Source organism: Aestuariivirga sp., from assembly GCF_047602625.1.
Taxonomy (GTDB): domain Bacteria; phylum Pseudomonadota; class Alphaproteobacteria; order Rhizobiales; family Aestuariivirgaceae; genus Aestuariivirga.
In genome coordinates, this window is record NZ_JASGGV010000002.1 from 187,142 (window position 1) to 200,506 (window position 13,365).

Sequence of the window (13,365 nt, forward strand, 5' to 3'; positions counted from 1 at the left end):
AGCGCCCTCCAGAGGGCGGCCATGGCACACTCGGATCAACCGGACCACGCTCCGTCAACCGCCAAACTGAAACTCGCCTTCGCATCGATCGGTGTCGTGTTCGGCGACATCGGCACCAGCCCGCTTTATGCCATGCGCGAAGCGTTGCATCCCGTTCACAAGGCGGGTGGCGACATCACCAGCGCCGTGCTGGGCGTTGCATCGCTTCTGCTCTGGGCGCTGATCCTGATCGTCACGCTCAAATATGTGATCCTGCTGATGCGCGCCGACAACCGCGGTGAAGGCGGCATTCTCTCGCTCGTCGTGCTGGTAGAATCGGTTCTGAAGCGCAAGGGCGGTGTCGTGCTCGGGCTTGGCATCATCGGCGCGGCGTTCTTCTTCGGCGATGCGATGATTACCCCTGCGATGTCGGTTCTCTCTGCTATCGAGGGCCTGAATGTCATCAACCCGGCCTTCGCCGACTTCGTCGTGCCATTGACCGTCGCCGTGCTGGTGACGCTGTTTGTGTTTCAATATCGCGGCACGGCCGGCGTGGCGTCTCTCTTCGCGCCGGTAACGGCTGTGTGGTTTTTCATTATCGGCGCGATGGGTCTCTATCACCTCTCCGATGACTTCACGATCTTCCGCGCCTTCAATCCCATGCATGGCGTGCAGATGCTGCTGGATCATCCGAATCTGGCCCTGCATGTGTTCGGCGGCGTCTTCCTGGCGGTGACGGGCGGCGAGGCGCTTTATGCCGATATGGGCCATTTCGGCAAAACGCCGATCCGCATCGCCTGGCTGGCCGTGGTATTCCCCGGCATCGTGCTGAATTATCTGGGACAAGGCGCATTCATCATCAGCCATCCCGGTGCCGTCGAAAATCCGTTCTTCCTTATGGCGCCGGGTTGGGGAATCATCCCGCTCGTCCTGTTGGCGACAGGCGTCACGGTCATTGCATCGCAGGCCGTCATCACTGGGGCGTTTTCAATTGCCCAGCAGGCCATGTCGCTCGGCCTCCTGCCGCGCATGAACATCACCCACACCAGCGAAACCGAACAGGGCCAGATTTACATCGGCCAGATCAACTGGCTGATCCTTGTCGGCGTCATTATTCTGGTTCTGGTGTTCAAATCATCCAGCAATCTCGCATCGGCCTACGGCATTGCCGTCAACACGTCGATGGTGGTGGACAGCATTCTGGCCATCGTCTTCTTCTGGAAGGCTGCGACGCTGCCCCGCTGGATTGTGCTTCCGGCCCTGTTTGCCATCGTCGCCATCGAACTCACATTCCTCGCCGCCAATGGCTTCAAGCTGTTAAATGGCGGCTACATGCCGACCCTGATTGGCGCAACCATCATCATGCTCATGGTCACCTGGCTGAGAGGGCGTCATGCTCTCGCCGCCAAGCTCCGCCGTGAATTGATTGAACTTGAAGGCTTGCTGAAAAGCCTTGAGCGCCGCCCGCCTACCCGCGTGGCTGGTGCCGCCGTGTTCATGCAGACCGATCCGGTCTATGCACCCAGCGCGCTCATGCACAACCTCAAGCACAACCGCGTGCTGCACGACATTCTGGTGTTCGTCACCGTTGAAACAACAGACGAGCCGCGGCTTGAAAACAGCGAGGAGCGTGTCACCGTCAAGCAGCTTCCGCTTGGCGCCTGGCTGGTGGAAGCCCGCTTCGGCTATATGGAACAGCCGGATGTTCCGGCCGCCCTGCGCGCCTGCGAGCCGCATGGATTGGCCATCGATCCGCGGCAGGCGTCATATTTCCTTGGCCGCCGTGTCATCAAGACATCGGATCATTCCGAACTGCCGTTCTGGCAGCAGCGCATCTTCATCATGCTTGCCAACCAGTCGGCGCGCGCCGTTGAATTCTTCCGCATTCCGCCCGACCGCGTGGTCGAACTCGGCATGCAGATGAGCGTCTAGGATCAGATCATGCAGCTCTCGCCATTCTCGCGTCCGGGCCGTTTCTGGCGCGGCAACCTCCATACCCATTCAAATCTGTCCGATGGGGCATTGCCACCGGGCCAGGTCGTCGACCGCTACAAGGCGGCGGGCTATGATTTCATGATGCTGTCAGAGCATTTCATCGGCAATTTCGACTGGCCGATTGCCGATACCCGGCCATTCCGCTCCAACAGCTTCACCACCATCATTGGCAGCGAACTGCATGCGCCCGAAACCAGCGTGGGCGAACTCTGGCACATCGTGGCCGCAGGGCTTCCGCTGGATTTCCCCAAAGCCGCAGAAGGCGAAACGGGAGCGCAAATCGCGCGGCGCGCGCATGAGGCCGGTGCCTTCATCGGCATCGCCCACCCCGCCTGGTCTCAACTCACCATCGAAGACGGGCGCGCCATCGACTGCGCCCATGCCGTTGAAATCTACAATCATGGCTGCGCCATCGAGAATGACCGCGGAGAAGGCTTCTATTTGCTCGACCAGTTGCTCACCGAAGGAAAACGGCTCACCGCTTTCGCCACCGATGACGCGCATTTCAAGACGCCAGACCATTTCGGCGGCTGGGTGCAGGTGAAAGCGCAAAGCCTCGACCCCGATGAACTGCTCACCGCCCTGAAGGCCGGGCACTATTATTCCAGCCAGGGCCCGCAATTCCATGCGATTACGCTCGAAGGCAAGGAACTGCACATCGAAACATCGCCCGTCGACACCATCACCGTGGTGTGCGGCCATTCACGCACCTGCGTTCGGAACGGAAAGGCCATCACCAGCGCCACCTTCGATCTCAAGTCACTGGAGCGCGGCTGGCTGTTGAAAAAGCCAAGCCCGTGGTTCCGCGTTGTTGCCATCGATCATGCGGGCAAGCGCGCCTGGAGCAATCCCTTCTGGTGGGACAAGTTGGCCTGACCTTGCCGCTCTGGCGGATCATCACCGGCCTCGGCATCACCCAGATCATCGGCTGGGGCACAACCTATTATGCGCTGGGGGCGCTGTCAGAAGATATCGCCCGCAGCACCGGCTGGAGCACGACGCTGATCTTCGGCGCCTTCTCGGCAGCGCTCCTGCTCGGCGGCGTGCTGTCTCGGCGGCTGGGACATGCGGTCGATACGCGGGGCGGACGGCGCATGATGGCGGCGGGTTCCCTTCTTTGCGCCGCCGGATGCGGCGTGCTTGGCATCGCCCAAGATCCCGTTACTTACACCGCGGGCTGGCTGATCCTCGGCATCGCCATGCGGCTCGCCACCTATGATGCGGCATTTGCATCGCTGGCACAGATCACCGGCGGTGGCGCGCGGCGCGCCATTTCCTATCTCTCCCTGTTTGGCGGTCTATCATCCACGGTGTTCTGGCCGATTGGCCATCTGCTATCCGAGCGTATCGGCTGGAACGGCACGTTTCTTGTCTTCGCCCTGCTCCACATCCTGATCTGCCTGCCCGTCCATCTCACGGTTCTCGGGAAGCAGGTAGGCGCTTCCGAAAGAGCGTTACCCGATCCAGTCGTCACCATCCGGCCGCTTGAGGGGCGCGAGCGGTTGATTGCCATGGCACTGTTTTCTGCCGCGCTGGCGTTCAACGGTTTCATCTTTTCCGCGATCTCGGCCCATGTGGTGCCGCTGTTCCGGGGGCTGGGTTATGACGGCGCAGAAGCTGTCACCTATGCCGCGCTGATCGGCCCGGCGCAGGTGGCGAGCCGCTTCGGCGAAATCCTGATGGGGAAGAATCTCCGCGCCACGAGCATCGGTCTGATCTCATTGGGGCTTCTTCCCCTGTCACTGGCCGCCTTTATGCTGGGCGGCATCTCGATGTGGGGAGTGCTCATCTTCGCGCTGCTCTATGGCGCGTCCAACGGGCTGGTCACAATCGTCAAGGGCGCGGTGGCGTTGTCACTCTTCGGCCCGAAGGGATACGGCAAGGTGCTGGGCACGCTCTCGGTCCCCAGCCTGGCACTCAATGCCGCCGCGCCGCTGCTTTTCGCCGCCGTGCTTCAGCACTGGGGCTCCATCGGCGGCATCGCGATGGTCCTCGCCATCTCGCTTCTGTCTGCGTTTGCCATGGCGGCACTGGCCCGGCTTTTCCCACGCTAGCTCATGACGCGGGGATGGCTGGCGGCAGCCCCGCAACAATGTTAAGTCCCCTCACCTTTTGAACGCCACGCCCGGAAACCGTATCATGCCGACCAAGACCCGTACCGAAACCGATACCTTTGGCCCCCTCGAGGTGGACGCCTCTCGCTATTGGGGCGCGCAGAGCCAGCGCTCCATCGGCAACTTCAAGATCGGCTGGGAAAAGCAGCCACTTCCCATCGTCAGGGCGCTGGGCATCGTCAAGCGCGCAGCCGCCGAGGTGAACATGGCGCTCGGGCGGCTGGATCCGAAAATCGGCGAAACGATCGTCAAGGCCGCGCAAGAGGTGATCGAAGGCAAGCTCGACGCGCATTTCCCGCTCGTCGTCTGGCAGACCGGCTCCGGCACCCAGTCCAACATGAATGCCAATGAGGTGATCTCCAACCGCGCCATCGAGATGCTGGGCGGCGAGATGGGGTCCAAGAAACCTGTCCACCCCAATGACCATGTGAACATGAGCCAGTCGTCCAACGACACCTATCCCACGGCCATGCACATCGCCTGCGCCGAGGAAATCGAACACCGCCTCATCCCCGCGCTTCAGAAGCTCCGCAATGCCCTGAACGACAAGGCGCAGAGCTGGAAAAACATCATCAAGATCGGCCGCACTCACACGCAGGACGCAACGCCGCTCACGCTGGGCCAGGAATTTTCCGGCTACACGCAACAGGTGGAAAACGGCATCGCCCGCATCGGGCAGACCATGCCGATGCTGATGCAATTGGCGCAGGGCGGCACCGCCGTGGGCACCGGCCTCAATGCGCCGGTGGGATTTGCGGAAATGGTTGCCGAGCGCATTGCCGCCATCACCGGCATGAAATTCACCTCAGCCCCCAACAAGTTCGAGGCGCTGGCCGCCCATGATGCAATGGTGATGAGCCACGGCGCCATCAACACGGTGGCGGCTTCGCTGTTTAAGATCGCCAATGACATCCGCCTGCTGGGGTCGGGGCCCCGTTCAGGATTGGGCGAACTCTCGCTTCCCGAAAACGAGCCAGGTTCTTCGATCATGCCGGGCAAGGTGAACCCCACCCAGTGCGAAGCGATGACCATGGTCTGCGTGCAGATTTTCGGCAACAATTCCGCGCTCACCTTCGCGGGAAGCCAGGGCCACTTTGAACTCAACGTCTATAATCCCGTGATGGCCTATAATTTCCTGCAATCGGTGCGCCTCATGGCCGATGCGGCCGTAAGCTTCACGGATAACTGTGTAGTGGGCATCGAGGCGCGTGAGGACAATATCAAGGGTGCGCTCAACCGCTCACTCATGCTGGTCACGGCGCTGGCGCCCAAATATGGCTATGACCGCGCGGCCAAGATCGCCAAGCTGGCCCACAAGCACGGCACGACGCTGCGCGAGGAAGCTATCAAGGATGGCATTGATGCCGATGACTTTGACCGCATCGTCAGACCTGAAGACATGATCGGCCCAAAATAATGGGCGAGATTGTCAGCCTGAAACTTGCCCGCAAGCGCAAGGCACGTGATGAGAAAGACGCGCGCGCCTCTGAAAATCGCTTGAAATTCGGCCAGACGAAGGAAGAGCGCACGCTGGCTGAGGCGAGAGCAAAGCAGGAAAACCGCACTCTCGACGGGCACAAGCGCGAGGAGTGATGAGCGGCTTCAAACGCTCCCTCACCATCGCCGGCCACAGCACCTCGCTGTCCCTTGAACCTGAGTTCTGGGAGGCGCTCGTGAAAGAGGCGGAACGCCGCGGCCAAAGTGTTTCGTCGCTTGCAGGCGAGATCGACGCAACACGCGGCGGCCGCAACCTCTCCAGCGCCATCCGTGTCTGGCTCTTCCAGAAAGCCGCCCAGCAAAACTGACATCACTGCTGAGTGGGCGATTCCTGCTGCTGCGGAACGAGGATCACCGGCACCTGGATTTGCGGTTTGGGCTTCGGCTTCGCAGCGGGCTTTGGCTTGGCTTCCTGTACTGGCGCCGCATCGCCGCTCGCCATCCTGGCAATCCGGCGCTGCACGCGAAGCTCGCGGACACGCTGCTTCAACTCGGCCTTGCTCATGTCGGCGTTTTCATTTTGCTCGGCCAGAAGCTGCTGCCGCAGCGCCTCCGCCGCCATCACGCGCATGTCCGATTGCACTTTCAATTCGCGCCGCCGCACCAGCAACTCGTCGCGCTGCGCGTAATAGTCGGCAAGCTTCGCCTCATCCTCGGCGCGCTGCTTTTCTTCCTCAGCGGCCAAGCGCGCCTGCTCCTGCTGAAGACGCTCAAGCTCCGCGACACCTTTCTGCATGATCGCGTAGCCGAGCTTGGCGGCAAGCTCCGATTTGTCTTCGGCGCGCGCCAAAGCGGAGGGTGGACCCGCATAGGAAATTTCCATGGGCGGCAGGCCGTCACGCGCCAACAGCTCCAGATTGATGCCGATGTCGATCAACCCATTGGAAAGCTCGGCTGTGGTCTTGATGTCCGTCCTTGCTGAGGTGTCGGCAAATGTGATGGGCTGCAAGGTGGCGACGCCATTGTCGACAGCAATGCTGCCGCTGCGGTCTCCAAGCGCCAGCGTTCCCGTACGAAGTGCCTCGAACGCAGCGTTCACCCCGGCTGCATCTCCAGCCTTGTCCAGCGCCGCGCCGAAGCCTTGCGGTGATACGCCCAGCAGCGTCACGCCCTTGAGGTCGTATGCGCCAGTGCCTTTCAATCCGGCCAGCACGCCTGCGGGGGTGCGCCCTTGCCCGTTGAAGGTGAGCGTGAGCGTGCCACTGCCTTGCGCGATGCTATTACCGCCTGCAAGCTTGAGATCATCATCGAGATTGACGGGAAACGTCATCTTCCCATCAATCACGCGACTATCGCCTTGCACTTTCGATCCCAGTTCAAAAGAGGCATCGTGGCCATCCACATCCTTGCCGAACATCGCCAGCCGAAGTTCATCAGCGGACGCCGTAATCCCGATCTGCGCCTCATTGGCGACCAGGCCGTTCCCGAGAATGAGCTGCTGCGGCTTCACCCACACTTCACCGGTCAATCCGAACGGCAGACGCGCGGCCAGTGGCGCTTCTGCATCTGGCGCAGCGCCTGTCCAGTCGAGGAACAGCGCGCCAAGCGCCTCTGCCAGCGAGATCGGACCCGTGGCGACCGTGCCAGACACATGGGCTTTGCCGTCAATGGCCAGCTTGCCGCTCAATGGCGCATAGCCAAAGCGCCCCGTCAGAGCGTCGAGGGAAATTCCACCCTCCTGCACCGTGACAGGCGTATCCAGTACCAACACGCCCGTGGGAATCGTTGCCAGTGGCAGCCCCATCGCGGCAAATGCGGGCGAAACATCGGTGGACCTGATCGCCAGCTTTCCGGACCACGGCTGTACGCCGCCAAGCGTGCCCACGAAATCAACGCGGTTACCATAGGCCTCGAGGGAAAGTAGAGAATGGAATCCGCTGGCCCAATTTCCCGATCCGTTGAATGAAAAATGCCCAGGCAACCCATCCGTTGATGCAGCGGTCAACCCCAACAGGCGCGCCATGTCAGCGCTCGTCTTGGATGTCAAATCGCCTGATCCATCGAAATTCATATCGGTCAGGATTCCGCGCCCGGTGCCCGTCAATTTTCCCTTCAGGACCAGAGGCCCGCTTGTTGCGTCTACAGTGAGCGAAGTAGCAGGCGACCCGTCACGCATTTTTACGCCGAGAATTCCCTTGAATGCCGAAACGCCGAGCGCCGATGCCCACGCGGGATCATGATCCTGTGGCAGCAGGCCAACCAGGCGCAGCAGGCCCCGGGGATCATCCGCAGAGGTGTCGATGCCGATGGTGCCATCAGGCCCCGATCCCGCATCAAGAATGAGGCCCGAAGCAGAAAATTTCGCGCCGCTCACGTCGCCGATTTCAAGCTTGCGCAAATCGAGGCCGTTGGCACCCGATGCCGCATCGAGCGAGACAGTCTTCGCCGTCACACCATTCAGCGCCATCTCCCCGGCGGTGATGTTGAAGCGGAGATCGCGGGAGTCAGGATGCGGCAAGAGTAATGTGAGGACGCCGCCGAGACCATCCTTTCCGCCGCCAAGCAACGCAGCCAGGCCGCCCTTCACATAGCTGTCGATATCGAGCCGGTCTGTCTTGAGCGTGACATCGATGGAGCCCCGGCCACCCTGTGCCGCCTCGACTTCACCCGAGCCTAGGATGCCGTCCAGCTCGTATTGCGTGCTGCTGAGGCGCAAGCGGCTTGAAGTCAGGCTCACGTCCGTCTGCATTTTGAAATGCCCGCGCTGCCCCGTCCACAGCGCCTTGAGCGCGCCGGCCTGTTCAGGCCACCCCCAGGTCACGAGCTGGCGGAAGTCATTCGCCTCCAGCGCTAGGCTGCCCGCCAGTTCGGCCCCGGACGCGCCGGGGAAAAACACGCCATTGAACAGCACGCGCGAGCGGCCGGGCAGTGACGAAGAAATCTCCTTCACCCGGATCGCCTCGCTGTTTGCCTCGGCCCGGAACGTCACGTTTTCAAGCGTATCGCTGCCAGCCGTCAGCGCCGTGACCTTGAGCGACCCGGCAACATCCATATCCTTGGGCAGCAGTTTCAGAAACCCGTCAGCCACCGCAAGGGTGCCGCCCTGCCGCAGCAGCGTGTTGGCCTTGGCGCCAGCCCATTCCGCAAAATCGAGCTTAGGCGCGGAGAGATTGATCTCGGCACCGATATGACTGCCCAATGCCAGCTTGGCGTCACCGGTGATCAACGTGCCGCCAGCGGAGGGATCAAGCGGGGCGATCTCGATGCTGTCGAGCGCCACGGCATTGAAGGTTGCGGTGAGCTTCGACTTGATCGTCAAAGCACGGAGCGTTCCCTCTGCGTCTGTCTTTCCCTCCGTCGAGCCCGTGGCAATGGTCACGTCGCCGACAATGCCGCCATCCTGCATTTGCCCGTCGAAACTGTAGGCTGGAACGGCGCCTTCGAGCCCCGTCACGGTAAGGCCGACACGGAATGGTTCGCCGGACCGCCAGATGCCGGTTGAAAATGCCGCGGAAAATGAACGCCCGCCGGAATCGACTTCGCTCGCCCGGATGCGCCATGGCCCCTGAAAACCGGGCGCGGAAGCATCGGCGCGCGGAATCACCAGCTTGACGTCCCCGTTGGCCCGGCGGTGATCGATGATATGAACCACCGCATCCGTGAGGCTGATCTGGTCCAGCTTCACACGCCCGAGCAATTCATTGGCGGCGAGATCGGCGGCGGGCGAAAACTGCCAGTTGCCCTGGCCCTCGGCGCTGCGCTCGATGGTGATGACCGGCTTCTCGATCTCGACGCTTTCCACCTGGATGGTGCCGCTGAACAGCCCGGCCAGCTGCATCCGCACCTTCATCTGCCCGGCGCTGGCAAAATCCGTGCGCCCGTCCGCATCGGCCAGATGAACATCCTGCGCGGTAAGGCTCGGCCATGGAAAAAGCTGGACGGAAATGGGGCCGGCAATCCTCACCTTCCGGCCGGTGAGTTTGTGACCATAGGCCTCAAGGTCAGTGCGATAGCTGTTCCAGTCTACCACGTATGGGGCCGCCAGAAGGCCCAAAACGGCCACGAGCAGCAGAATGCCAAGATAGAGGATGGGAGATTTCCAGACCGTCATGGCGCTCTCGCTTGCATTACCATTTGGTCATTCAGATGGCGGCATTCTTGCCGGGGTTGAGAATGTTCTGCGGATCAAGCGCCCGCTTTACCGCTTTCATATAGCCAAGCGCAGGCCCATGCTCGCGTTCGAGATAGGCCACCTTTCCAGAACCGATGCCGTGCTCTCCCGTGCAGGTGCCCTCCATGGCGATGGCACGGTCGATAAGGCGGCCATAGGCTTCCTTCACCCGCTGGACCTCGTCCGGATCGGACCTGTCGCAATAGAGGACGACGTGGAAATTCCCGTCACCCACATGGCCGACGATGGGGCCGTAAAGCCCGCTCGCCGCCAGATCGGCCTGCGTTTCCGTCACGCACTCCGCAAGCCGCGAGATCGGCACGCAGACATCCGTGGCAAACGACTCCTTGCCGGGCATGAGCGCCCGCGTGGCCCAGAACGCATCATGCCGGGCTTGCCAGAGCTTCTGCCGGTCTTCTTCCTTCGAGGCCCAAGAGAAAGGGCCGCCCCCCAGTTCCTCCGCAATCGCCCCGAAAGTCTCCGCCTGTTCGCGCGTGGAAGCCTCGGTGCCATGAAATTCAAGGAACAATGTCGGCGTCACCTTGAGGTCGAGCTTCGAATAAGCGTTAAACGCTTTCACATGCTCCGCATCCACGAGTTCGATGCGCGCCACCGGCAGGCCCATCTGGATCGCCTGAATGGTGGCCTTGCAACACGCCTCGACAGATGGAAACGGGCACACGCCCGCCACGATCGATTCCGGAATGCCGTAGAGCTTCACCGTCACTTCGGTGATGATGCCAAGCGTGCCCTCCGAACCGACGAGAAGCCGCGTGAGATCATAGCCGGCGGATGATTTCCGCGCCCGGCTGCCGGTCTTGATCACCGTGCCATCGGCCATCACCGCCGTGAGATTCAGCACATTCTCGCGCATCGTGCCGTAACGCACTGCATTGGTGCCGGATGCCCGCGTGGCCGCCATGCCGCCAAGGCTCGCATCAGCCCCCGGATCAACGGGGAAGAATAGCCCCTGGTCGCGCAGGTAGGCATTGAGCTGCTTGCGGGTGACGCCCGCTTCCACCGTCGCGTTGAGATCATCGGCGTGAACGGCGATGATGCGGTTCATGCCCGAAAGATCAACCGAGATGCCGCCAAAGGGCGCGCTGAAATGGCCCTCCAATGATGTTCCGGTTCCATAGGCGATCACCGGCGTCTTGTAGCGCGCGCAGATACTCACGATCTTCTGGACCTCGCCCGTATCGCGCACGAAGGCGACCGCATCGGGTGGTGCTCCCGGATTCCACGTCTGGTCCTTGCCATGCGCCTCGCGCACGGCGGGTGCCGTGGAAAGCCTGTCGCCGAGCAGGGAGCAGAGTTCGCCTAAGGCCTGCGTTGTGCTGTTTCTTCTGTCCGGTGTATCCATGATCGTCGAATTTAGCAGGATTTGAGGATTCCGGTATGGCCTTCCCTTCCCCCTATGTCAGCACCATCCAGAAGGTCGAGGACCAATGGATCGATTACAACGGCCATTTCAACATGGCTTATTACAATGTGCTGTTTGACCGCGCCGGGGATGAGGCCTTCGATGCGGTGGGGCTGGGGCCGGATTATGTGAAATCCGCCAACGCCTCGTTTTTCACCCTGGAAGTCCACATCACCTATATCCGTGAATTGCACGCCGGAGACGAGGTGCGGATCGAAACGCAATTCCTCGATTGCGACGCCAAGCGCGTGCATTATGTGCAGCAGATGTTTCACGCCGCCGAAGGCTGGCTAGCCTGTGTGAGCGAGAACATCGTCATGCATATTGATATGAATCTCCGGAAGTCATCGCCCTTCCCGCCAGATGTTCTCGCAAACGTGCAGGCGATGACGGCGGAACACCGGAAACTCCCCGTCCCGCCGCAGGTGGGCCACCGCATCGGCATTCCGCGCAAAACCTAAGCTTGCCTGAAATTCATTTGACCCCCCTGTCATGGACCGCTTCTTTGCCGAAAGCAAAAGGGGGCTTTGGGTTGTCAAAATCGGAGAGATTGCCTGCACTCATCACTGCGGCGGCAACCTTCACGGTCGCCCTGGTTATTGCCATCTTTCAGTTCCGCAGCGGATTGACCGCCGTTCCGGGAAGTCCGGTCGAACTGGGAGAAACCGCATTCACCTTTACCGTCGCGCTCGTCGCCAGTGGCATTGCGGCAATAATGCTTCATACAACCGCAAAACAAGTTGCTCTCTGGACAGGCCTCAGCGTCGTTTTGTGGGCGTGGTTTGCCGCAGCAGCAAATGGCTTCGATGACGTATTGGCCGATCGGTTTACGGGAGACCGCGTCGGCACTGCGCTCGCATGGTGCATCACCGCCGCGGCCATCATTCCTGCATTGAGAAACAGCCGTTTGCTGGCGTCTTCCCGGATATTTCTGGGCGTGGGGCTGATTCTCCAAAGCCTGGCGTTTTTTCTCGATTTTGGGCGCGGCGGTCTTTTCCATTTCGCCGCCGTCGAAGACCAATTTTCGAATTTTTATCTCGCTGCCTATCTGGCAGGGCTGCTTCTGATCGCCATGTCTTTGCCTTTCGGTCGGCCCGGCGCGGCAATGCCCCTGCTCAGCAGGATTTCCGAACTCTCGCCGGCGCGCGCCATTGGAATTGGATGGTCTGCACTGGCTTGGCCAATGTGGCGGATCGCACATCCCACAGCGAGTTATGCCGATTTTTATGCAGCGCGCATAAGCAGAAAGCTGGACAAGGGACAGGCGCACCGGACGCTTGGACGGTTTCTGTTCACCCACGATGCATTTGCGCCTCAGGATCAAAACCGTGAAATCAGTTTTGACAAGGAGGGGCGGAATTATTTTGAGCAGATCCTGTCATTCGGATTGACCGAGAGTGCCACAGTCGTTGACTACGGCTGCGGCAGTTTGCGTGTGGGACAACATTTTATTCGCTACCTTCGCCCCGGTGCCTATTGGGGCCTCGATGTCACCGAGCGGTTTTATCGCGATGGGCTATCTCTTCTGCCGGGAGATTTGGTCGCGGACAAACGCCCAAATCTTCGTCTGATCAATTTGCACGGCATCGCTGAAGCCCGCTCAGCGCATCCAGCTGCGGTTTTCTCTATCGCCGTCCTGAAGCATGTTCCCTTTGCGGAGATGGAACAATATTGGCGAAACATCGCCGATTTGATGTCCGTTTCTTCTTTCGCTTTCATCACCTGCGATGTTGCATCGAAAACGGTGCGCACATCGTCGATGAACTGGGCATATACCGAGCATCAATTGAAAGAAGCCATCGGTCTCGCCCTTCCCAGGCGCGATGTCCATTTCACGTTTTCTGGCGGCATGAAGCATTTCGGAAATACGCCATTCCAGCGCGCGACGATCTATGTTGGGCCTTATCGGCCATCCGCGAACTAAGACGTTTTCAATCCTGCCGCACCGCAACGAAAAAATTTAGGGGATTTCTTCATCCGGCTGCAACATTGCCGACTCAATTCTCCGCCATGGTCCACTCAAGACGCGCTTAACCGGGGAGGCAGAGATGATGAATCACGCTCACACCAAGGTTGTAGAAGCTCTTGTTTTCGTTCACGGCTGCAGGGCCGAAGACGAGGCCGCGCGGCAGGCGCTCGTCTGTGAGTCGGCTGGCGAAGCGGAATTCGCCAAAACCTGGCGCAAGGTGCAGGAAAGCCTAAAAGCCCGGCGGTTGAAAAAAGCCGCCTGAGTTTCGCATTCGTTC

At 60.6% G+C, this 13,365-nt stretch carries 11 protein-coding genes; 9 read left to right on the forward strand and 2 right to left on the reverse strand.

What is annotated here, in order from left to right; translation table 11 throughout:
- Positions 1 to 21: 21 nt before the first annotated feature.
- The 6 genes from QM694_RS05570 to QM694_RS05595 all read left to right on the forward strand — a co-directional run bounded on the left by QM694_RS05570 (position 22) and on the right by QM694_RS05595 (position 5,893).
- A complete protein-coding gene (locus tag QM694_RS05570) occupies positions 22 to 1,911 on the forward strand; it encodes a potassium transporter Kup (protein WP_415005959.1) in 1,890 nt (629 codons plus the stop codon).
- A 9-nt stretch (positions 1,912 to 1,920) separates the two neighbouring features.
- Positions 1,921 to 2,850, forward strand: a complete 930-nt coding sequence (locus QM694_RS05575) for a CehA/McbA family metallohydrolase (protein WP_415005960.1) — start codon at positions 1,921 to 1,923, stop codon at positions 2,848 to 2,850.
- Entirely contained in the window at positions 2,832 to 4,028 is a 1,197-nt protein-coding gene (locus tag QM694_RS05580; RefSeq protein WP_415005961.1) for an MFS transporter, read from the forward strand. Before QM694_RS05575 ends, QM694_RS05580 begins: the two co-directional genes overlap by 19 nt.
- Before the next feature lie 85 nt (positions 4,029 to 4,113).
- The gene (fumC, locus tag QM694_RS05585) at positions 4,114 to 5,505 is read left to right on the forward strand and encodes a class II fumarate hydratase (RefSeq protein WP_415005962.1); all 1,392 of its coding nucleotides are present in this window, start codon (positions 4,114 to 4,116) and stop codon (positions 5,503 to 5,505) included.
- Positions 5,505 to 5,681, forward strand: a complete 177-nt coding sequence (locus tag QM694_RS05590) for a DUF4169 family protein (RefSeq protein WP_415005963.1) — start codon at positions 5,505 to 5,507, stop codon at positions 5,679 to 5,681. Before fumC ends, QM694_RS05590 begins: the two co-directional genes overlap by 1 nt.
- Complete coding sequence (locus tag QM694_RS05595) at positions 5,681 to 5,893, forward strand: ribbon-helix-helix domain-containing protein (protein WP_415005964.1); 213 nt, start codon at positions 5,681 to 5,683, stop codon at positions 5,891 to 5,893. Before QM694_RS05590 ends, QM694_RS05595 begins: the two co-directional genes overlap by 1 nt.
- 2 nt (positions 5,894 to 5,895) lie before the next feature.
- Here QM694_RS05595 and QM694_RS05600 read toward each other — a convergent pair whose 3' ends face one another.
- On the reverse strand, positions 5,896 to 9,636 hold the full coding sequence (locus QM694_RS05600; protein ID WP_415005965.1) for an AsmA family protein: 3,741 nt from the start codon (positions 9,634 to 9,636) through the stop codon (positions 5,896 to 5,898).
- Positions 9,637 to 9,667: 31 nt separating this feature from the next.
- On the reverse strand, positions 9,668 to 11,059 hold the full coding sequence (locus tag QM694_RS05605) for an FAD-binding oxidoreductase (protein WP_415005966.1): 1,392 nt from the start codon (positions 11,057 to 11,059) through the stop codon (positions 9,668 to 9,670).
- A 35-nt stretch (positions 11,060 to 11,094) separates the two neighbouring features.
- On the opposite strand from QM694_RS05605, the gene QM694_RS05610 reads away from it, so the two are divergent.
- The 3 genes from QM694_RS05610 to QM694_RS05620 all read left to right on the forward strand — a co-directional run bounded on the left by QM694_RS05610 (position 11,095) and on the right by QM694_RS05620 (position 13,350).
- The gene (locus tag QM694_RS05610) at positions 11,095 to 11,580 is read left to right on the forward strand and encodes a thioesterase family protein (protein WP_415005967.1); all 486 of its coding nucleotides are present in this window, start codon (positions 11,095 to 11,097) and stop codon (positions 11,578 to 11,580) included.
- 89 nt (positions 11,581 to 11,669) lie between these two features.
- A complete protein-coding gene (locus QM694_RS05615) occupies positions 11,670 to 13,043 on the forward strand; it encodes a hypothetical protein (RefSeq protein ID WP_415005968.1) in 1,374 nt (457 codons plus the stop codon).
- 124 nt (positions 13,044 to 13,167) lie between these two features.
- On the forward strand, positions 13,168 to 13,350 hold the full coding sequence (locus QM694_RS05620) for a hypothetical protein (protein ID WP_415005969.1): 183 nt from the start codon (positions 13,168 to 13,170) through the stop codon (positions 13,348 to 13,350).
- Positions 13,351 to 13,365 lie beyond the last annotated feature (15 nt).